Raw genomic sequence first — 20,736 nt, forward strand, 5'->3', positions numbered from 1 at the left:
TTGCCCGCGTGCACAATCCACGACTGAGCGTCAGCCTGCCGTACTGGCAGGACCGCGACCCACTGGACGCGCTCCTGGTCGCCGAGGCCGCCGACAAACTGGGCTTCGATCGGCTCTGGATCGGCGAAATGGCAACCTTCGACGCCTTCGCCCTGGCAACCGCCATCGGCCGAGCGCCCGGCCGCATCCCGCTGTGCATCGGCCCACTGGCGGTAGCCGTACGCAGCCCGGCGACGATCGCCATGGGAGTGGCCAGCGTCGCAGCCCTCACCGGCCGTCCCGTCGACATCGCGCTCGGCACCTCCAGCACGGTGGTGGTGCGGGACTGGCACGGCCGGGAAAGACAGCGCACCGCAGTGCATTTGGAGGAGTCGGCGCGGATTGTCCGTCGCCTGCTCGACGGCGAGAAGGCCGACTTCGACGGGACAGTGGAACGTATACGCGCTTACCGGCTACGGCTGCCTGGCCTCGGCGTCGCGAAGGCCGAGTCCGGGGTACCTCCGGCAACCTCCGCTGGTGAACAGCGTTTGGGCACCGTCCCTTCCGCGTCGGTGCAGGTGTCAGCGGCCATCCCGATGGGCGCGGGGTATTCCGTGATCTCCCTGCCGGAGCCTGAAACAGCTGTTCCACGCTATGAACTGGTGGTAGCCGCCTTCGGGGAACGGGCATTGGCCGCCGCCGCGCGTACCGCTGATCGGGTGGTGCTGAACCTGGTGACACCCGCACAGGTGGCGCGATGTGCCTCGGCGGTAAAGGAATTCGCTGCCGAGGCGGGTCGCCCGGTACCGACAATATCGGTGTGGGTGACGGCGGCGGCCGACCCCAGCGCTGAAATGCTCACCACCGTGCGGCGCGGAGTGGTCGGGTACCTGCGAGCCCCTGGATACGACGTCATGTTCACCGAGGCCGGGTTCGGCGATGTGGTCCGTCTGGCGCAACAGGGCGGACATCCACGGGAAGTGCTGGCGGCTATCCCCGATGAATTGGCCGCCACAGTGGGCATGTTCGGCGATGCGGCCATGCTTGCGGCACGTTTGTCGGCTTATCGCGCTGCTGGAGCCGACGAAATCGTGGTGGTTCCGGTGACCTCGGCCGAGGATCCGGCTGCCTATCGCACTCTGCAGACGCTTGCGCGGATCGACCATGGCTGAGGCTTATATCTACGATGCGGTTCGACTACCTCGTGGGCGGGTCGCAAAGCCGGGGGCACTCTCGCCGACATTCCGCCCTACGAGCTGTTCGGGCAGTTGCTCTCCGCGTTGGAGAAGCGTTCGTGCCCAGCGGAATCCGTGGACGACATCATCGTCGGGGTGAGTACTGCGGTCGGGGAGCAGGGCGGCGATATCGCTCGTGCTGCCGGATTGTGGGCGGGCTGGCCGGATTCGGTGCCCGGCGGGGTGGTCTCCCGGCTGTGCTGCTCGGGGTTGGATGCGGTGGAGAGTGCGGCGGGGCGTATTGCGGCCGGATATGCGGACATCATGATTGCCGGTGGCGTGGAATCGATGTCACGGGTGCCGATGCTCTCGGATCGGCCCGCCATTGCCGGCGACAACGATCTGGGGGAGCGCACCGGATTCGTCACCATCGGTGTCTCGGCGGACCTCACCGCTGCGGCGCACGGCATCACTCGCGAGGAACTCGATGCCTACGCTGTGCAGTCGCACCGAAGAGCCAGTGTCGCAGCCATTTCCGATCGAGTGATCCCAGTTCGCAAGGGTGGGACACTCTTGCTCGGCGCTGATGAAGGTGCGCGACCGGACGCCTCTGTAGAAGGTTTTGCCGCGCTACCTGCGCTGTTCGGCGAAGACCCTTCCTGGGAGCGAGTTGCTCGTCGCCTACCCGATGCACCTCGTCCGGTCGCCGGGCTGCACACGCTCGCCACTGCACCCCAGCTTGCGGACGGTGCGTCGGCAGTCTTGCTGGGCAATGCGCAGGCAGCGCGCACGCTCGGCCGAAGTCCGTTGGCCGCCATCGCCGGAACCGCTCAAACAGCGGTTCGCTCGCCCCTGCTGACCGCCCCTGTGACGGCCGCCCGCGCAGCCCTGCGCCGTGCCGGAATCACCGCCGCCGGCCTCGATGTGGTGGAGGTCAACGAATCCTTCGCGGTAACACCCCTACTGCTGACCCGCGAACTGAATCTCGATCCGGCACAGGTGAATCCGTCGGGTGGTGCGCTCGCGGTAGGTCATCCGCTCGGTGCGTCGGGCGGCATCCTCATCGCGCAGGCGCTGGATGCCCTGCGGCGCTGCGATGGCGAATATGCGCTCGTCACGATCCCCGCCGCACTGGGGCTGGGATCCGCCGTGGTCCTGCGTCGTCTGTCTGAGAACTACGAGTCCTAGGGAAGTTCATGGCCGAATCACCCGCTCCCGCAACCGTTGCCGCCAGTCGCCGTGCGGCCCAGATCCGTCATCCGGTGCGCGTGTGCCACCCGGAGGACACCGTTCGCTCGTACCTCGACCGCGGCTGGTGGGAGGACGAGACGATCCCGGAGATCTTCCGCCGCCGCGTCATCGCGGCCCCCGAGGAACCCGCGATCACCGACCCGGCGAATCTGGTCGCTCTCACCGGCGCCGCCCCGCGCACGCTGACCTGGCAGGGTCTGGACGACCACGTAATCGATATCGCGGCAGTCCTGTTCGCGCACGGCCTCCGCCAGGGCGACACCGTGGCAGTGTTGCTGCCCAATTCGGTCGCGCTCACGGCCACCTATCTCGCGCTGTGGCGGCTGGGTGCGGTGGCCACACCCATGCCCGCCTCGTACCGGCGGCACGAGATCTCCGGCATTGTCGCTGCGACCGAGGCCGATGCGATCATCACCGCCGGTGCGCTCTCCGGCCGGGAGCTGGCGCGAGAGGTGCTCGCGGTAATGGACAGCGCCGCCACCGTCTTCGCCTTCGGCCCCGGCGTCCCGGATGAGGCTGTGGCACTGGGTGATCCCGCCGACCTGCCCGCCCGCACCCGTATTCGAGACTACGAACTCGCGCTGAAGGTGACCGTCAACGACCGGATCACCGTCTGCTGGACCAGCGGTACCGAGGCTGCGCCCAAGGGTGTTCCCCGCTGCCACGGCGACTGGCTGGCGGTGGCCCGCAGCGTCCAGGACGGCCTCGGCATCACCCCGGACTCGGTGGTGCTCAACCCCTTTCCCATGGTGAATATGGCCGGCTTCGCCGGTGCCTTCCTGCCCTGGCTGCTGGCCGGCGGCCATCTGGTCCAGCACCATCCCCTGGATCTGCCGGTCTTCTTCCGGCAGATCGCCGAACATCGGGTCACGCACACCAGCATGCCGCCCGCCCTGCTGACCATGCTGCTGCAGAACGAGACCCTGCGCGCCCAGGCGGACCTGTCATCCCTGCTGACGGTCGGCTCCGGCGGTGCACCGCTGCCGCCGCCGGTGGTCCGGCGCTGGCAGGAGGAGCTCGGCATCCACGTCCTCAATTTCTTCGGCTCCAACGAGGGTGTGAGCCTGCTCGGCGCCCCCGCGGATATCCCGGATCCGACTGTGCGGGCGCAACATCTGCCGCACTACGGTGCGCCCGGCGTCCAGTGGTCTACGCGGCTGGCGGAACGCACGGCGGTGAAGCTGGTCGATGTCACCACGGGCGAGACGGTCACCACGCTGGGCGGCCGAGGAGAGCTCCGATTGCGCGGTCCCGCTGTTTTCGGCGGCTACCTCCCCGGTACCGCCACCACTGAACCCTTCGACGAAGAGGGATACCTGTGCAGCGGCGACGTTTTCGAACTGTGCGGTGAGGGCGGGCGATACCTGCGCTTCGTGGATCGCGTGAAGGAGATCATCATTCGCGGCGGTATGAATATCGCCCCCGCCGAAATCGAGGGCCTGCTGTCGGATCATCCGGCCGTGGCCGATGTGGCCATTGTCGGCTACCCCGACGAGGTGCTCGGCGAAAAGTGCTGCGCCTTCGTAGTTCCCAAGCCCGGATCCACCGTCACCCTCGCCGATCTGGTCGCACATCTGCGCTCTCGCGAAGTGGCCTCGTTCAAACTCCCCGAACGCCTCGAAATCGTCGAAACCCTCCCGCGCAACCCGGTCGGCAAACTGCTGCGCCGCGAACTGCGCGACCAACTCTGAACCGTCACAACACCATTCAGGAGCCCCAGTGTCCGTCCACATTCTCGGCGGCAGCCAAACGGATTTCGCCGTCAACTGGCATCGCGCGGGCCTCGGCTTCGACGCACTGATCCGCACCGTCATCGAAGAAACCCTCGAATCCACCCACATCGACCCGTCCGACATCGAAGTAGTCCACGTAGGCAACGCCTTCGGCCAGCTTTTCACGGGCCAGGGACACCTGGGCGGTATGCCCGCCACCGTCCTCCCCGAACTGTGGGGCATCCCGTCCACTCGCCACGAGGCCGCCTGCGCCTCCGGCAGCATGGCGATACTTGCAGCAATGTCCGACCTCGAATCGGGCCGCTACGACTGCGCCCTGGTCATCGGCGCCGAGCTGGAGAAGACCGTCCCCGGCAACCAGGCCGCCGCCTACATGGGCGCAGCCGCATGGACCGGCCACGAGGCCCAGGACACAGACCTGGTCTGGCCCACCATGTTCGCCGCCATCGCCGAAGAATACGACCGCCGCTACGGCCTCGACCCCACCCACCTGCACGCCGTCAGTGAACTCAATATCGCCAACGCCCGTCTGAACCCGCTGGCCCAAACCCGCGAATGGAAGTACACCCCGGGGAGTTTCACCGCCGACGACACCGCCAACCCGCCCGTAGTGGGCCCACTGCGCCGTCAGGATTGCAGTCAGATGACCGACGGTGCTGCTGCGGTGGTTCTGGTATCAGACCGATTCCTGCAGGGCCACAATGCTTTCCAAGCCACCCGTCGCGCCACCATCTCCGGCTGGGGACATCGAACCGTCGGCCTGTCGCTGGCACAGAAGCTGAGTATGTCCGCAGACGAGCCCTACGTCTTCCCCCATATCCGCCGCGCGATGCAGGACGCCCTGGGTCGCGCCGGACTCGCGGATATCACCGAAGTGGATGCTGTGGAGGTACACGACTGCTTCTCCATGTCGGAGTACGTGGCAATCGACCACCTCGGCCTCACGCCGCCCGGTGAGAGCTGGAAAGCGATCGAGTCAGGCGACATCTCACGCAACGGCAGTCTCCCAATCAACCCCGGTGGTGGCCTGATCGGCATAGGTCACCCGGTAGGAGCCACCGGAACCCGCATGCTCCTGGATGGATACAAGCAAGTGACCGGACAAGCAGGCGACTACCAGATTGACGGCGCAGAGCGAGTAGCAACACTGAATATCGGCGGCAGCACAACAACAGTGGCCGGATTCATCATCGAGAGATACAGCGCCTAACCCCCAAGCCAGCCGCGTCGCTCTTTCGTGTCTTGTCTCGAGAACGGCACCACGGCCGGTCGACCCCGCCGGTACCGCAGATAGTGCTCCCAACCGCGGAAGGTCAACCGGGTACGTCTCCTAATGTGCCCAGCACGGCCCTCTCGGGCTTTGCCCGCACCCCGTGCTGACCAACTCTGCCCGGGAGGCAAGAAACCCAGGTGGACCGACCGTTTCGGCATAGAAGCCGTCGGCTCCTGGGGACTGAACAGCGGGTGTCTCAGCGGCACAGCGGTTATCGGGTCTGTGCCGTGCGGACACCTGCTGTGCGGCCGTCGAGAAGGCGTGTGTGGTGCCCACTCCGGGTGGATTCGAGGCCGAGGCAAGCCGGTGCACCTGGGTTGCTTGGGTCGAGGGGCGGTGTTGGATCCCTGGGTGCGGGCAGGGCCCGAGATGGCCGTGCTGGTGGCGTCGGGTGGGGTACCCGGTTGACCTTCCGCGGTCACGAGGGAAGCTGCGGTGCCAGCTGGAAGACTGGTTGTGGTCCGGTTTCAGAGACAAAACACGAAAAGACAAAACCCGAAAGATCGAAGACGCCCGGAGACAAGGGATCGAAGACCAAGAGCCTGAAAGACCTGGGCTGGCAGCGTTCGTGGTGTTCGGGGGATCGGCGCTGGTGGTGGTGGCGGGGTAGCACGAGGTTTAGGGCGGGGCGGTGGGCGATGGCACGGGGTGATTCGGCACGACTTTCGCATCGGCAGGATCAATGTGATGGTGTCTACGGTGTGAGGGCTGCTGTGTGGGTGGGGGTTCCGGGTGGAGGGTGGATTTACGGGCAGCGAGCCACGCCTGCTGCCGGTTCATCCGGTGCGGGTTCCGCTGTGGTCGTTCATGTCGGCGGTCGGCGTCTGTGGAAACAGTGGTTGGGCAGTATCTTTGGCATCGCTGTATGCGCTGCTGCGGTCTGCGGTCTGTGGTTGTCGAGTCGGTGGGTGTCAGTGGGAAGGGTGAGGATCGGCCCGGGCTGCCGCTGTTGTCGCCGTTCTCGGTTCTGGATGATTGGGGTCGGCGGCCATGAAAACCTTGGTGGGCAAGGCTTTGTCGTAGCACCGTCAGGATCGGCCTGATGATGTCTGCGCCGGTGGGGCTCCACTATTCGCGGGCGGGGTGGCTTGCAGGTAGCGTGCCCCGCCTGCCGCTGTCGCTCCGCACGGTCCGGGTTCCGCTCTGCTCGTTCGCCTCTCGAGGCCCACTGCCCGTGGCGCATTGGTGGGCACGGCTTGTGACACCGTCAGGACCAGCCTGAGGGTGTCAGCAAGGGGTGTGGTCCGCTATTCGCGGGTGGGGGTGGTTGTGCTGTCGCTCCGCACGGTCCGGGTTCCGCTGTGCTCGTTCGCCTCTCGAGGCCCACTGCCCGTGGAACCCTGGTGGGCAACGGGTTGTGACACCGCCAGGACCAGCCTGACGGTGTCAACAAGGGGCGCGGTCCCACTATTCGCGGGTGGGGGTGGTTTTGCGGGCATCGAGCCATGCCCGCCGTCGCTCGCGTTGCGACCGTTCCCGGGCCCGGATCTCGTTCAGGGCACCGGCCATCAGTTCACCGGTGTGGTGCAGGTGATTGACCTGCGGGGTGCCGGTGGGGTCGATGTGGGGTGGGGCGATCCACCCGGTCCGGCCCGGGAACTGGGTATCCTCGCCCATGACAATGGTTTTCCAGCCCCCGGGCCCGTCGTGGATCATCGCGTGGCACCCATCGCACGCCAAGGTCAGGTTGTCGATATCGGTGGGCCCGCCCTCGGCCCACCCGGTGACGTGATGGGCCGCCGCCAGGCTCGCGGGCGCACTGCACCCGGGTCGGGTACACCCCTTGTCGGAAGCGATCAACGCCAGTCGTTGTGCGGGCGTGGCCAACCGGTCTCGCCCGCGCCCCAAATACAGGGGCAGTCCGGCCTTGTTCAACACCACCAACAACGGTCGGGTCCCGGAGGCCAGTTCCAGGGCTTGCGGGATGGTCAGGGTGCCCCCGGTCGCGGTGGTCGCGATCCCCGCACCCCGCTCGAGGTCCTCCACACGCATGGTGATGATCGCTTCCACGGGCAAACCCCGGTGGGAGCCGAGCTTGGGGCGGTCGAGCTGAAACCGCAGCACCGCCAACAACGCATCATGGTTGCGTTGCGCGGGCGAGCGGTTATCGCGTTCGGAGGCGGCTTTCAGTTTCTGGCGGTCGAGGGTGCGGTCGGCGACCTTCGGGCTGTGCGGATCGGCCGGGTTGCACATGCCGGGGCGGGCGAATTTGGCCAGCAACGGCTCCAGGATTTCCCGCAACGGCTCGGTGATCTCCCCGATCAGCGGGGACATCCCGTCCGCACGCTTGCGCCCGAGGGTGAGCCCGCGCATGCGTTCGCGGTCTTTGTCCTGGGTGAGGGTGCCGTCGGGGTCGATGTTCGCCAGGATGACCTCACCCAGATCGAGCAGCTTGTCCGGGCTGCCGGTGCGGGCGTAGGTGGTCAAAACGTCTTGGGCCAGGTCTTTCTGGCCGGGATCGGCAGCACACGGGATGCGCTTGAGGACCTGCGCGATCCGCCGCACATGATCGACCGAGATCTCCCCGGCGCGTTGGGCTTCGGCGACATACGCCAATTCCGGTTCCAGATCCCCCCCGAGCGCCGGTTGCGGGCTCAACTGTTTGGCGGCGTTGACCCGCGAGACCGCATCAGCGTGGCTGAGCCGCAAGGTCTGTTCCAAGAATTTGACCGGGGACGCCGATCCGGCGCGCGCGGCCAGGGAGCGGGTGCAGGTTTCGGTGACGAACCGGTGCTTGACGGCTTCGAGTTTGCGCATGCTGGTCTCGACTTCACGCATCACTGCGATGAATTCCTCGTCCAGCAAGGGTGTGAGGGAGGCATCGAGGAGGTTTTCCACGGCGGTATCGAGTGCGTGTGCACTCGATACGATGGTGGTTGCTCCCCCCGGATTCATGCCTCTATTCTACCGCCGCAGAAGAACCCCGGAAAGGCGAATCACGTTGTGATATAAGGATATTCAGACTGGCGGACCGACCAGCCTCCTTCGGGGTATTGTTCTCTTTTCATCTTCTTTCTTCTTGTCCAGGCGTTCTTTTCTTTTAGTTCTTCTACCCCGCAAGCTTCTCCGCATCCCGAACCGCACCACGATCAGCGGATGTAGCCAGCAATGCGTATGTCCGAAGGGCGACCGAGACTTCCCGTTGCCGGGATTTGGGGCGATATCCGCCTGCGGCCTCCAGCGCCTGTCGTCGCTCGATCAGTTCGGTGTCGTCGACGTGCAATGTGATGGTCCGCGAAGGGATGTCGATGGTTACTTCATCGCCGTCGTGGACCAATGCCAGTGGCCCGCCTGCTGCGGCCTCGGGGGACACGTGTCCGATCGACAGGCCGGATGAGCCGCCGGAGAATCGGCCGTCGGTGACCAGTGCGCACTGGCCGGATAAGCCACGGCCCTTGAGATATGAAGTGGGATAGAGCATTTCCTGCATGCCCGGTCCGCCGCGTGGTCCCTCGTAGCGGATCACCAGTACGTCGCCGGGCCGCAGTCGCTTGGAGAGGATGGCGTCGACCGCGTCCTCCTGTGATTCGACCACCACGGCCGGGCCGGTGAAGGTGTGCATGTGGGGTACCACGCCGGCGGATTTCACGACGGCGCCGTCGGGGGAGAGGTTGCCGCGCAGGACGGCGAGGCCGCCATCGGTCGAATGTGCGTGGGCGCGATCGCGAATGCAGCCTTCGGCGGCGTCGGTGTCGAGTGAATGCCATCGCTCGGATTGGGAAAAGGCTGTGGCGGAACGCTTTCCACCGGGCGCGGCGTGAAACAGCTCCAGCGCTCGGGGTGTTGCGGTGCCGCTGCGGATATCCCATTCGGCCAGCCATTCCGGGAGTGAATCCGCGTGCACCGCGGTCACATCGCGGTGCAGTAGCCCGGCGCGGTCCAGTTCGCCGAGGATGGCGGGGATTCCGCCTGCCCGGTGCACATCCTCGATCAGGTAGTCACCGTTCGGTGCGACCTTGCAGAGGCACGGAACCTGCAGTGACATCTTCTCCATATCGAGGAGGGTGTAGTCCAGTCCGGCCTCCTGGGCGGCGGCCAAAAGGTGCAGAACTGTATTCGTGGACCCGCCCATTGCCAGGTCCAGAGCCATCGCATTGTCGAATGCTTTGCGGGAAGCGAGATTACGGGGTAGCACTCGGGCGTCGTTCTCGTCGTAGTAGCGCCGGGTCACTTCCATCACCGTGCGCCCGGCTGCTTCGTACAGGTCGCGCCGCGCGGTGTGGGTGGCCAAGGTGGTGCCATTGCCGGGCAGTGCCAGCCCCAGTGCTTCGGTGAGGCAGTTCATCGAGTTCGCGGTGAACATTCCGGCGCAGGAACCGCATGTGGGACAGGCGTTTTCCTCGATGAGTTCCATATCCTCGTCCGACACCAGCGGCGATACGGCCTCGGACATGGTCACGATGAGATCCAGGCGGCTGCGCACGGTTCCGTCCACGAGCACCGCTTTGCCGCCCTCCATCGGGCCGCCGGAGACGAAGACTGTCGGGATATCGAGCCGCATCGCGGCCATGAGCATGCCGGGAGTGATCTTGTCGCAGTTGGAGATACACACCAGCGCGTCCGCGCAGTGCGCGTTCACCATGTATTCGATGGAGTCCGCGATGAGGTCGCGGGAGGGCAGCGAGTACAGCATTCCGCCGTGTCCCATGGCGATTCCGTCGTCGACGGCAATGGTGTTGAACTCGCGGGGGATTCCGCCGGCCGCGCGCACGGCCTCGGAGACGATTCGGCCGACCGGCTGCAGGTGGGTGTGGCCGGGCACGAACTCGGTGAAGCTATTGGCGATCGCGATCACCGGCTTGCGGCCGATATCGGCCGACGGTACTCCGCTGGCCCGCATGAGCGCGCGAGCTCCTGCCATATTCCGGCCGTGCGTGACCGTGCGTGAACGCAGTTCCGGCATGGCGCCACCTCCGACAGTAATTGCAACCGTACGGTTGGAGTTTGACACGGCGGGCGGTCAATCCGCAACCGTACGGTTGGAGATGGTTGGATGGACCCCATGGCGTGGGATACCGAGGGAACCAAGCGGCGGCTGCTGGAGGCCGCGGTGCAGGAGTTCGCCGAGCGCGGGCCGGACGGCGCTCGTGTTGCGGCCATCGCCGCCCGCGCGGGAATCAACAAGGAGCGCATCTACCAGTACTTCGGCGATAAGCAGGGACTGTTCGAGGCTGTGCTGACCGATCAGCTGGAACAGCTCGCCGCCGCCAGCCCGCTCTCCGCGGACAAGGCGGGGGACCTTGCCGAGTACGCGGGACACGTCTTCGACTACCACCGCACCCACCCGCAATTCCTGCGGCTGCTGCACTGGGAGGGACTGCAGACGCAGGGCGGTGAGCTACCCGCCGCATCCGCTCGCGCCTCGCACTACGCCGAAAAGGTGGCCTCACTGGCGGCCGCCCAACGCGCGGGCGCACTGCCCGACGACGTTCCCGCGGGCTACCTGCTGTACGCGGTGGCTGCCCTCGCCGCCTGGTGGTTCTCCGTACCCCAGGTGGTCCGCATGCTGCTGGGAGCCGAGGCCGACAACCCGGACGCCATGCGAACAGGTCTGGTCACGATGGTCCGGAGACTCGAACTACGCGACTAGCGCTGCACGGGCCCGGTCACACTCGCGCCGGCTGCCCAGCGGCTGCCGGAAGCGGCGCCAGCGCATCGGCCAGCCCGGTGAGCACCGCCGAGCAACTCGCGTCGACGGTGAGTGTGGCCAGCTCATCACCGCGGGTCGCGCCCCGATTCACGATCACGACATCGCGGCCGGATTTCGCTGCGCGCCGGGCGAATCGCAGCCCTGACATGACGGTCAGTGACGACCCGACCACCAGGAGGGTCTCCGCCTCCTCGACCATCTCGAACGCCTCGTCCACCCGCTCCTTCGGCACGGTCTCCCCGAAGTAGACGATGTCCGGCTTCAGCATTCCGCCGCACCGGTCGCAGTCCACCATGCGGAAGCTCTCGGTTTCGGTGACCACCGCGTCGGCATCGGGCGCGACCTCCAAACCGCTGAGGGTGGACGCCTCCGCGAATCCCGGATTCACTGCCTCCAGGCGCTCGGCCAGGGTCATGCGCGAGGTGAGTCCCGCACACTCCAGACATCGCACCCGGGCGTAGACACCGTGCAGATCGATGACCGCGCGCTGTCCCGCCTTGGTGTGCAGCAGATCCACGTTCTGGGTGATCAGGCCGGTGATCAGGCCGCCGCGTTCGAGCCGGGCCAGCGCTCGGTGCCCGGCATTCGGCCGTGCCGCATCCATGTACCGCCAGCCGACATGATTGCGGGCCCAATAGCGTTGCCGGAACACCGGATCACCGACGAACTGCTGATAGGTCATCGGAGTGCGCGGTGGTGTGTTCGGGCCGCGGTAATCGGGGATACCGCTGTCGGTGGAGATGCCCGCACCCGTCAGCACCGCTACTCGGCGGCCGGCGAGCAGTTCCAGCAGCCGCTCCAGGGAGGAATCCGACATGAGGACAGCGTACGAGGCGGGCTGCGGTGTGCGCCCGCACGCACCGTTTCGGAGGCAGTGGCCCCGCACCGGCACATCTCGGTCCTTTGCCGTGGATGGGTCGCCGCCCGCCTTCGGGACCCCGTCAGCGTGGACCGTTGGTATTGAGGAAGACGACCGGGCCGGGCCCGAACCGGCCGCGCGCGTTCATATCCAGCAAGGCGGCCATGGCCTTGGCGGTGTAGACCGGCTCCAGATTCAGCTGCTCCAGATCCGCCGAAAGTGTCTGGGCGGTAGCGGCTTCCGGTGTCGGGTAGCCGTAGCCGGGACCGATCCAGTCGGTCACGATATCGAGATTGCCGGTGGGGGAGACGTTCTCGGGCAGCCGGGCGCCCCGATCGCGCAGCAGGCGCGCGGTGCGATCGGCCAGCCGGGTCAGCGTCGGCTCGTCCAGGCGCAGTGTGTCGTTCACGACGACACCGACGACCCGTGTCGGCAGACCCGCCAGTCGCATGCCCAGCGACAGCCCGGCCACCGTGCCGCCGGAACCCACAGCGGTCACGATATGCGACGGCTCGGGCAGCTCACCGGCGCGGATCTGCGCGGCCAACTCCAGCGCGGCCTCGACATAGCCGAGCGCTCCGACCGGTGAGGATCCGCCCGCCGGAAGCAGATACGGCGGCCGCCGCCCGGAGAAGTTGCGGGCCAGAATGACTGGCGCGGCGAGGATCGTGCGAGCCTTGGTGTGTGTGAAATGCAGTTCCGCCCCGGATGCGCGCAGGCGTTCCAGCTGACCGCGCACATGGTCGTCGACCGGCTGATCGACCAGTGCCAGAACGGTTTTCAGCCCGTGCTCGCGCCCGTACAGCGCGGTCGCCAACCCCCAGTTGGTGCCCAGCCCGCCCACGGTCACGATGGTGCGGCGCCCGAGCCGCAGTGCGTCGGGCAGCAACCACTCCAGTTTGCGGACCTTGTTGCCGCCCCAGCCGCCCGCCCCGAAGACGCTGTCGTCCTTGACCCACAGCTCCGCGCCGGTGGTGTCGAGCGCCGACAGTCGCCGCACGGGTGTCGGGCTCGTCCCCAGTGCGATATGCGGGACGGTGCCGGTCAGGTCCGGAAAAAGCTGATGGAGGTGGGGCGTCACACTCCCAACGTATCGACCGGCCGGCACTGGTACGAGCGTGGGCCTGCTCCGCACTCCTGCCGATGCCGAATTGCGGGTGCGCGCAGGCGTTTCGACCATTTGTACTGTCAACAGCAGCTTTAGGCCGCGTAGAATGATCGGTGGCGGGCAGCGGCGACCGTACACGTGGCGAACGAATTTCGGAGTTGTTCGCCCAGCGCTCACCAAGGAGCCTCATGCCCGGTGTCACCGATCGAGTCGTCATTGTCACCGGGGCCGGGGGTGGTTCGGGTCGAGACTACGCGCGCATGCTGGCCCGGGCGGGTGCGCGGGTTGTCGTCAATGATTCAGGGGCCGATAGCGACGGTACCGGATCCGGCAGCGCCGCGGCGGATGCCGTGGTCGCCGAGCTCCGCGCGAGCGGTGCGGCAGCGGTCGCCAACTACGCCAGTGTCGTCACCGAAGCGGGCGCGGCCTCCCTTATTCGCACCGCGCTGGACGAATTCGGCGCGATACACGGCATTGTCAATAACGCGGGCATGCTGCGGGACACCAGCTTCGCCAATCTGACCGGCGACGACTGGGAGGCCGTACTGCGGGTGCACCTGTTCGGCGCGTACAACCTCACGCATGCGGCCTGGGGGTACTTCCGCGAACAGGGCCACGGCCGCATCGTCATGGCGACCTCGATCGCCGGCCTCTTCGGCAATTTCGGCCAAGCCAATTACGGCGCAGCCACACTGGGGATCATCGGCCTGCTCAATACCCTCGCCATCGAGGGCGGCCGGTATGACATCACCGTCAATGCCGTTGCCCCGATGGCCGCCACGCGCCTGACCGCCGAGATCGCGCCCGCCGATCTGCTGCAACGACTTCCAACCGCACACGCGGCTCCGGTTGTCGGATATCTGCTGAGCCGGGAGTGCGAGGACACCGGTCTCGTCGTGATTGTCGGGGACGGTTCTGTACAACGTGTACAGCTGTTCGCCAATAAGCCGGTGTTGTTCCCGGACGTTCCGAGTATCGCCGAGGTACGGGAGAATTGGAGTCGCATCACCGATATGGCCGACGCTCAACCAGGGCTGAACCCCGCCGGCTGAGCCTTTCTCCAGGGAGCCTCGCCATGAGCGAGAACCATTGGGACGCACTGGTTGTCGGAGCTGGGGCAGGCGGCCTCTGCGCCGCCGCCCGGCTGTCGCACCACGGCTACCGCACGCTGGTGGTCGAACGTCTGGACCGGGTCGGTGGACGTGCCTCCACCGAGGAAATCGACGGATTCAAGATCAATACCGGTGCCATCGTCGTCGAACTGGGCGGCAGCACCGAGCAGACGTTCACCGATGTGGGCGCGAAATTCGAAGTCCGCCCGGCCACTCCGTCGATCCTGTATCGAATAGGCGGCCGCACGGTGGATGTCGCCAGCGGCGGCTGGGGTCTGCTGCTGTCGCAGCTCATCCGGCAGGGCGCGCCACTGCTGAACGGCATTATGGACCGCGAGGCGCACGAGGTTCTCGATCGCGAGCTGTCCACCGCCGATTGGGTGCGAAGACATACGAAAAACGTTGCGGTGCAGGGCGTATTCCGCGCCATGTGCGGTGCGGGCTTCGCCGTCAGCTCCGACGAGCTGCCCGCGCGGGTATTCCTCACCCACTTCGCCGAGTTGACATTCGGAAACTTCGGCTTCTGCCCCGAGGGCACCATCGGCCTGTGGCGCGCACTCGCCGATGTGGTGGAACGCAATGGGGGAGAGGTCCGGCTGGACACCGAGGTCTCCCGGCTGCATGTCGGCAACGGCCGCATCACCGGCGCACGTCTTGTGCACAATGGCGAAACAACCGAGCTCACTTGTGATTTCGCGGTCAGCGATATCGGTCCCTCGGCCACCCTGGATCTGGTCGGTCCGGAACACTTCTCACCCAGCTATATCGGCACCGTGCTGCAGGGTGATCTGCCCAGCGCCATGATCTCGGTGAACTTCGCCAGCCGGGAGCCGCTCATCGACGCACCGGGGCTGCTGAGCTTCGTGAACACCCGACGCCTGTGCTATGTAGCGGATTTCACCGCCACCTGCCCGGAAATGGCGCCGGACGGCTGGCATCTCTACGTGGGCACCGGCGTGCCCAAACCCTCGGTCGGCGATTTCGACACCGACTCCGAAACCGCCCTGGTACTACAGGATCTCAGTCGTGAGATCGACGGCTTCGATCGGGCGCGCATCCTGTCCATTGCCGTCACCCGTGACGACTGGCCCCCGCAGCGCACCGTCTCGGGCTACGACCTGCCGCACGACACCCCCATCCCGAATCTCTGGAATGTCGGTGACGCCGTGAAGGAATACGCGCACGGCGGCACCACCGCCTGCGCGGAAACCGCGAAGATCGTGGTGGACAAGATTCTCAGCGCAGCTTCGCGGCTGTCCCGGGTAGCCGATCCACCATAGCCACCACATAGTCGGCCACGATCTCGATGAGCACCGGCCGTTCCACTTTCAGCCCGCCGTCGAGCCACACCAGAATCAATTCCGCGGCGCCGCCCGTAATGAGCTGCGCCAGTGCGGTGAGCGCGGTGTCCTGCCCCTCGGGGATGTCCAGCAGCATGCGGGTCTGCTCGATAATCGTCTCGGCGACCTTCCGCATGCCCGCGAAGCGCCGCCGCATGAGGGCTTCGCTGCCGTAGGCCTGCGCGAAGGCGATATTCGCGCGCCGCGGATCATCGGTCATGGCGATGATCAGTGCGGCCACCCCGGCGCGAATCTTGTCTTCGGGTTCGCCGGGCGTCTGGGTCATGGTGAGCTGGGCCTGTTCCAGGGCCGCCTGCTGCACCTCGTCGAGGAGGGCGCCCGCGAGCGCATCGAGATCCGGAAACGATTCGTAGAAGAAGCGCGGCCCGACCCGGGCCTGCTCGCACACCCCGCGCACGGTCAGTGCGGCCAGGCCCTGGGTCCCCACAATGTCGAGTGCGGCTTCGAGGAGCCGCCGCCGCCGCTGTTCGCGTCGTTCATCGGTGGAGGTTCCGCGATAGGTCCCGCTGAAGGCGCGCGTCACCTTCACAGCTTCGCACAGATATTGGGAAACGAGCGTTTACGGAAACAAGTGTTTCCGTTAACGTGAATGCATGGTGCCTCGTAGAGCCGTGCTGAACCATCGAATTCAAGGTCGTGCCGCCGGGGTGCTGGAGCGATATCCGTCCGCGCCCCGGGCCCTGGCCGCCCCGCCGCCCGGCAGCGGCCTCAAACCTGTCATGGGTGATTACGGCCCGCCGGGCATCGGCCACATCGTGAGCATGCTGGCCGATCCGCTCACCTTCTCGCGGCGGCGAATGCGCCGCTACGGCCCGGTGCAGTGGACGGGTGGTTTCGGCCGCCGCATTGTCGGGGTGAGCAGCCCGGAGGCCGTCGAGGAACTGGTCCTGGATCGCAAGCATGTGTTCTCGGCGCAGCAGGGCTACGAATTCCTCATCGGCCCGTTCTTCCGGGGCGGAATCCTGTTGCGCGACTTCGACGAGCACAGCTACCACCGTCGCATTCTGCAGCAGGCCTTCACCCGCCCGCGCCTGATCGGCTATCTCGACCTCACCACGCCCCGCATCGTCCGCGCCGTCGACGGCTGGCGGCCCGGCCGCGATTTTCCGCTCTACGACCACGTCAAACAGCTGCTCCTGGAGCAGGCCACGGTGGTGTTCGCGGGCGCCGAACTGGGTCCGGAGGGCACCCGGCTGGCGCATGCCTTCGAAGACGCAGTGCGCGGCGGGCAGGCCGCCATTCGCACCAATATGCCCGGGGGAGTGTGGAATCGGGGCCTGCGCGGGCGGCAGACGCTGGAGGAGTACTTCCGCCGGGAAGTGCCCGCCAAGCGCGCCGGCGAGGGCGACGATCTGTTCAGTGTGCTCTGCCGCGCCACCACCGAGGACGGCGAATCCTTCAGCGACGCAGACATTGTCGACCACATGATCTTCACCATGATGGCCGCGCACGACACCAGCACCAATGCCATCTCCATGCTGGCCTACGAGCTGGCCCGGCACCCGCGGTGGCAGGAACGCCTGCGCGAGGAGTCCCGTGCGCTGGGCAAGTCCACGCTCGACTACGGGGATGCGGACCGTCTCATCGGCTTGGATATGGCGTTCCGGGAGACGCTGCGCATGTACGCGCCGGTCGGCCAGATCGTGCGGCAGGCCATCAGCGACACCGAGATCTGCGGGTACTTCATCCCCGCGGGGACCCTGATCATCGCCGGGGCGTTCACCATGATGCGCGCCGAGCAGAACTGGCACGATCCCGACGTCTTCGATCCGGAGCGCTTCGATCCGCAACGCGCGGAGGACAAATCGCATCGCTACGCCTGGCCGCCGTTTGGCGGCGGTGCGCACAAGTGCATCGGCCGGTACTTCGGCGGCATGACGGTGAAGGCCGTCCTGCACCGCATGCTGCTCGAGTACCGCTGGAGTGTGCCCGCCGGCTACGAGGTGCCGCTGGTGGCCGGTACCGGACCCAAACCCGCCGACGGGCTGCCCATTCACCTGCAGCGACTCTGACGCCCGGTGAAAGGGGCTGCGGCTCAACGCACGTCGCGCGGCACCCCGAGTTCCGCATCGAGATAACGCAGCTCGGGATCGCGCCGCCGCCCGTTGCGGAAGGCGCGGAACACCAGATCCTGCGGGTGCTGCACGGCGAACACCTCCCGGAAGGTTGTCACCGTCCGCTGCGGCGCACTGAGCAGTCGCGGGTTGTGCCCGGTTCTGGCCTGTGGACCCTCCCAGATGAGCGCCGCCCCGCCGGGCACACTGTGCGGTGCGAAGCTCCAGCCCAGATCCCGCATGCGCCGGTCGAATTCGCCCGCGCCGAGCCCGGCGACATCCCAGCCGCTGGCCTCGTTGAACAGCTGCCGCCCGTGCAGAAATTGCACGAAGCACGGATCGGGTCCGGGATGCGGGGTGCTGAGATTGATCACGCCGTCCCAGGGCAGCGTGGTGAGCGCCCAGGCCAGCCGGATCTCGAAATCGGCCCAGTCGGCGCACTGGGTGGTCGCATTGCGCTCGCTGGGGCGATCGGCGGGCAGCCCGTAGGCGCTGACGGTATCGGGCGCGTCCAGGCTCCAGGCGCTGAAGCGCAGCCGATCCGGTGTCATGGCCAGGCCCCGATCCAGCACCGCCACCACCGATTCCGCGATCTTCCTGCGCTGCTCCAGGGGTGCGCCGCGCCGCCAGCCGGCGGCCCATTCGCGCGCCAGTTCCGGTTGCTCCTGCACCCGCTGCACCGCCCGCCACTGCGGATCCGGTGTGGCGGTATCGGATTCGAGCGGCAGCGGGCACGGATCCCAGGTGCCCTCCGGCTGCGCCCGCAGTGCGGTGCGTAGTCGCTCGGCGTCGGCGGGATCGTCGGGGACGGTGATCAGCACTTCGATCTCACTGCCCTGCTGCGCGAAATGCGCATGGCGCCCGGTGTTTTCGTCGCGCGCCTGCATGAATCGCGGATTCCAATCCAGGCCGAATCGATCGGCCGCCTCCTCGTCCTCCTCCAGGAAGAACGGCATCAACTTCAGGAGTACATCCCAGCCCTCTGCACCCATCTACGCCTCCCTCCAGGCTCCCGCCAACCTACCGGGCGGTTAGGTGTCCTGCCCGGGTATGGGTACCGGATCGCATGCCCGGCGTGGTAGAACCTGTTCTAGTTTTACTACGAAGGACCATGAATGAACTGGTATACCGGTAACACCGTCTACGACACCGTGCTCACCATCGCGTTCGCATTCGCCGCGTTCGTGCTGGTGGGCGGGCTGTTCGGGCAGAGCCCCTACGGCCGATTCGCCACCGCCAAACTCGGCCTGAACCTGAACCCGAAACTCGGGTGGTGGCTCATGGAGATTCCGGCCACCGTGGTGTTCGCCGTCGCGTACCTGACCGGACCGCACCGGTTCGAGCCCACCTCACTGGTGCTGGCGGGCATCTGGATCCTGCACTACGCCAATCGCGGCTGGTTCTTCCCGCTCTCCATCCGCCAGGTGCCCGGCAAGACAAGCAGTTTCAATGTCTCGGTGCTCGGCATGGGCATGCTGGTCACCTGCATGCACGGGTACCTCAACGGCGCGCTGTTCAGCCATGACTACCTGGGGCGGTACGGCACCGGCTGGCTGACCGATCCGCGCTTCCTGATCGGCCTGGTGGTGTACCTGTGCGGTTTCGGGCTGCTGGTCAGCTCCGAGTGGATCGTTCGCAATCTGCGGGACAAGAACAATCCGGGCGCAACGGAATACAAGATCCCATTCGGCCTGGGCTTCCGATTCGTCACCAGCCCCACCTATCTCGGTGAACTGCTGGCCTGGGCGGGCTTCGCGCTGCTCACCTGGGCGCTGCCGGGTGTGGTCATCTTCCTGATCACCTTCGGCAATCTGGTGCCCCGCGCCTTCGCCACGCACAAGTGGTACCGGGAGAAGTTCAGTGATTATCCGGCGGAGCGAAAAGCGCTGCTGCCCTTCGTGATCTAGCGGCCTTATCGCGGTACATGGCGGTGTCCACGGCATGCATGAGCTCGTCGATGGCGGTCGAATGGGTATCCACCAGCGCGGTGCCGATGCTCGCGCCGACCGTCACCGACAGGCCCGCGACATCGAACGGCTGTCGCAGCGCCCCGAGAATGCTGTCCGCCACGGCTGTCAATTCCTCACGGCCCGAGCAGTGTTCGACCAGCACGATGAATTCGTCACCGCCCAGCCGCGCGGCCACGGCGTTCTCCGGCAGGACGGCGCGCAGCCGCTGCGCCACATCGCAGAGCACCCGGTCGCCGGCGGTATGGCCGCGGCGGTCGTTGATCTCCTTGAACCCGTCCAGATCCAGATAGCAGACGCCGACCTGACCGTCCGCCGCGGCGAGCCGGTCGAAGAACAGCAGCCGGTTGGGCAGACCGGTCAGCGAATCATGGTGTGCGTCATACCAGAGCTGATCGGCCAGTTGCTTGCGTTCGGTGACATCGACGGTGACACCGATGAGGAAGCGCGGTTTGCCGTCGCTGTCGCGCACCACGGACATGGACAGGTCGATGATGGTGATGGTGCCGTTCGGGCGGGTGTGCACCGATTCGACGCGGAAGCTGTCCACCTCACCGGAGAACAGCTGCTGGAAGCGGGCGAAGGCATCGCCGATATTCATCGGCCCGAGAATGTCGGCCACCGAGCGTCCCGGCATGGATTCGGCTGGGACGCCGAGCACTTCGGCCATCGCATTGTTCACATCGACGACCTGGCCGGTGGTGATATCGATGGTGCCGATGCCTACCGACGCGCCCGCGAAGATGGCCTGGAACCGCGCCTCCGACAGTTGCCGCCGCGCCTCGGCCTCCCGGGCCGCGGTCAGGACGGCGGCCATGGTGCTCTCCTGCTCGGCCAGTGCGGCATTGCGCAGGCCCGCGGTGAAGGCGGCGGCGAATTCGGCGGCCACCTCGATGGCGCGGTCACGAACGGGAACGAAATCGGGGCAGTCGGGATCGGGGCAGACGGCGTCGACGAGGTCCTTGCAGAGCACCAGCACCGAGCGGTGCACCGCCAGCGGGTCACGATAATTGGCCGCGACCAGCGCCGCGGCCGCCTCGGCCGCCACCGTTGTTACGCCGGTGCCGCGCACCGCCTCGATCAGTCCGACGGCATAGGGATCCAGCAGCTGCTCGACCTGGGTGCGGTTGAGTGTGGGCGCGACAGCGCCGTCGAGCATGGCCGCCCACCGCACCGCCAGTTCGTGTGCCGCACCCACCACTAACCCCCTACCC

At 66.6% G+C, this 20,736-nt stretch carries 16 protein-coding genes; 9 read left to right on the forward strand and 7 right to left on the reverse strand.

The genetic code is table 11. The annotated features are described in order from the left end of the window. Window positions 1-8 precede the first annotated feature (8 nt). The 4 genes from OG716_RS06670 to OG716_RS06685 all read left to right on the forward strand — a co-directional run bounded on the left by OG716_RS06670 (window position 9) and on the right by OG716_RS06685 (window position 5,348). Window positions 9-1,151 (forward strand): LLM class flavin-dependent oxidoreductase, encoded by a 1,143-nt coding sequence (locus tag OG716_RS06670; protein ID WP_405136819.1) that lies wholly within the window; start codon window positions 9-11, stop codon window positions 1,149-1,151. 96 nt (window positions 1,152-1,247) lie between these two features. Further along, on the forward strand, window positions 1,248-2,342 hold the full coding sequence (locus tag OG716_RS06675; protein WP_405136820.1) for a thiolase family protein: 1,095 nt from the start codon (window positions 1,248-1,250) through the stop codon (window positions 2,340-2,342). A gap of 8 nt (window positions 2,343-2,350) precedes the next feature. Beyond that, window positions 2,351-4,096 (forward strand): class I adenylate-forming enzyme family protein, encoded by a 1,746-nt coding sequence (locus OG716_RS06680; protein WP_405136821.1) that lies wholly within the window; start codon window positions 2,351-2,353, stop codon window positions 4,094-4,096. A gap of 28 nt (window positions 4,097-4,124) precedes the next feature. Then, window positions 4,125-5,348, forward strand: coding sequence for an acetyl-CoA acetyltransferase (locus OG716_RS06685; protein WP_405136822.1), 1,224 nt, complete (start codon window positions 4,125-4,127; stop codon window positions 5,346-5,348). Between the two features lie 1,470 nt (window positions 5,349-6,818). On the opposite strand, the gene OG716_RS06690 is transcribed toward OG716_RS06685, so the two are convergent. Together OG716_RS06690 and ilvD are read right to left on the reverse strand one after the other, a co-directional pair. Beyond that, window positions 6,819-8,306, reverse strand: a complete 1,488-nt coding sequence (locus OG716_RS06690; RefSeq protein ID WP_405136823.1) for a DUF222 domain-containing protein — start codon at window positions 8,304-8,306, stop codon at window positions 6,819-6,821. Between the two features lie 154 nt (window positions 8,307-8,460). Beyond that, window positions 8,461-10,314 carry a dihydroxy-acid dehydratase gene (ilvD, locus tag OG716_RS06695; protein WP_405136824.1) on the reverse strand — a complete coding sequence of 618 codons (1,854 nt, stop codon included), beginning with the start codon at window positions 10,312-10,314 and terminating at the stop codon, window positions 8,461-8,463. A 90-nt stretch (window positions 10,315-10,404) separates the two neighbouring features. Between ilvD and OG716_RS06700 the strand changes: the two genes are divergently transcribed. Then, window positions 10,405-11,001, forward strand: coding sequence for a TetR family transcriptional regulator (locus OG716_RS06700; protein ID WP_405136825.1), 597 nt, complete (start codon window positions 10,405-10,407; stop codon window positions 10,999-11,001). Between the two features lie 16 nt (window positions 11,002-11,017). Here OG716_RS06700 and OG716_RS06705 read toward each other — a convergent pair whose 3' ends face one another. Further along, the gene (locus tag OG716_RS06705) at window positions 11,018-11,878 is read right to left on the reverse strand and encodes an NAD-dependent protein deacetylase (protein WP_405136826.1); all 861 of its coding nucleotides are present in this window, start codon (window positions 11,876-11,878) and stop codon (window positions 11,018-11,020) included. Window positions 11,879-12,002: 124 nt separating this feature from the next. Next, entirely contained in the window at window positions 12,003-13,001 is a 999-nt protein-coding gene (locus OG716_RS06710) for a 1-aminocyclopropane-1-carboxylate deaminase/D-cysteine desulfhydrase (protein WP_405136827.1), read from the reverse strand. 215 nt (window positions 13,002-13,216) lie between these two features. Between OG716_RS06710 and OG716_RS06715 the strand changes: the two genes are divergently transcribed. Both OG716_RS06715 and OG716_RS06720 read left to right on the forward strand, forming a co-directional pair. Then, complete coding sequence (locus OG716_RS06715) at window positions 13,217-14,080, forward strand: SDR family NAD(P)-dependent oxidoreductase (protein WP_405136828.1); 864 nt, start codon at window positions 13,217-13,219, stop codon at window positions 14,078-14,080. A gap of 23 nt (window positions 14,081-14,103) precedes the next feature. Next, complete coding sequence (locus tag OG716_RS06720) at window positions 14,104-15,420, forward strand: phytoene desaturase family protein (RefSeq protein ID WP_405136829.1); 1,317 nt, start codon at window positions 14,104-14,106, stop codon at window positions 15,418-15,420. Here OG716_RS06720 and OG716_RS06725 read toward each other — a convergent pair. Further along, the gene (locus OG716_RS06725; RefSeq protein WP_405136830.1) at window positions 15,377-16,024 is read right to left on the reverse strand and encodes a TetR/AcrR family transcriptional regulator; all 648 of its coding nucleotides are present in this window, start codon (window positions 16,022-16,024) and stop codon (window positions 15,377-15,379) included. The two genes, OG716_RS06720 and OG716_RS06725, sit on opposite strands and share 44 nt — an antisense overlap. Before the next feature lie 70 nt (window positions 16,025-16,094). Between OG716_RS06725 and OG716_RS06730 the strand changes: the two genes are divergently transcribed. Then, entirely contained in the window at window positions 16,095-17,513 is a 1,419-nt protein-coding gene (locus OG716_RS06730; RefSeq protein WP_405136831.1) for a cytochrome P450, read from the forward strand. Window positions 17,514-17,536: 23 nt separating this feature from the next. Here the strand turns inward: OG716_RS06730 and OG716_RS06735 are convergent, their stop codons facing one another. Beyond that, window positions 17,537-18,547 carry a TY-Chap domain-containing protein gene (locus tag OG716_RS06735; RefSeq protein WP_405136832.1) on the reverse strand — a complete coding sequence of 337 codons (1,011 nt, stop codon included), beginning with the start codon at window positions 18,545-18,547 and terminating at the stop codon, window positions 17,537-17,539. A 123-nt stretch (window positions 18,548-18,670) separates the two neighbouring features. Between OG716_RS06735 and OG716_RS06740 the strand changes: the two genes are divergently transcribed. Next, window positions 18,671-19,462 carry a 3-oxo-5-alpha-steroid 4-dehydrogenase gene (locus OG716_RS06740; protein ID WP_405136833.1) on the forward strand — a complete coding sequence of 264 codons (792 nt, stop codon included), beginning with the start codon at window positions 18,671-18,673 and terminating at the stop codon, window positions 19,460-19,462. Here the strand turns inward: OG716_RS06740 and OG716_RS06745 are convergent. After that, window positions 19,413-20,720 carry a diguanylate cyclase domain-containing protein gene (locus OG716_RS06745; RefSeq protein ID WP_405136834.1) on the reverse strand — a complete coding sequence of 436 codons (1,308 nt, stop codon included), beginning with the start codon at window positions 20,718-20,720 and terminating at the stop codon, window positions 19,413-19,415. The two genes, OG716_RS06740 and OG716_RS06745, sit on opposite strands and share 50 nt — an antisense overlap. Window positions 20,721-20,736: the final 16 nt, after the last annotated feature.

Source organism: Nocardia sp. NBC_01388, assembly GCF_045040085.1.
Lineage (GTDB): Bacteria > Actinomycetota > Actinomycetes > Mycobacteriales > Mycobacteriaceae > Nocardia.

Coding starts and splice junctions, on each gene's coding strand:
- OG716_RS06720 (WP_405136829.1), top strand. CDS start 14,104: ATGAGCGAGAACCATTGGGACGCACTGGTTGTCGGAGCTGGGGCAGGC.
- OG716_RS06705 (WP_405136826.1), bottom strand. CDS start 11,878: ATGTCGGATTCCTCCCTGGAGCGGCTGCTGGAACTGCTCGCCGGCCGC.
- OG716_RS06680 (WP_405136821.1), top strand. CDS start 2,351: ATGGCCGAATCACCCGCTCCCGCAACCGTTGCCGCCAGTCGCCGTGCG.
- OG716_RS06690 (WP_405136823.1), bottom strand. CDS start 8,306: ATGAATCCGGGGGGAGCAACCACCATCGTATCGAGTGCACACGCACTC.
- ilvD (WP_405136824.1), bottom strand. CDS start 10,314: ATGCCGGAACTGCGTTCACGCACGGTCACGCACGGCCGGAATATGGCA.
- OG716_RS06730 (WP_405136831.1), top strand. CDS start 16,095: ATGGTGCCTCGTAGAGCCGTGCTGAACCATCGAATTCAAGGTCGTGCC.
- OG716_RS06700 (WP_405136825.1), top strand. CDS start 10,405: ATGGACCCCATGGCGTGGGATACCGAGGGAACCAAGCGGCGGCTGCTG.
- OG716_RS06735 (WP_405136832.1), bottom strand. CDS start 18,547: ATGGGTGCAGAGGGCTGGGATGTACTCCTGAAGTTGATGCCGTTCTTC.
- OG716_RS06740 (WP_405136833.1), top strand. CDS start 18,671: ATGAACTGGTATACCGGTAACACCGTCTACGACACCGTGCTCACCATC.
- OG716_RS06715 (WP_405136828.1), top strand. CDS start 13,217: ATGCCCGGTGTCACCGATCGAGTCGTCATTGTCACCGGGGCCGGGGGT.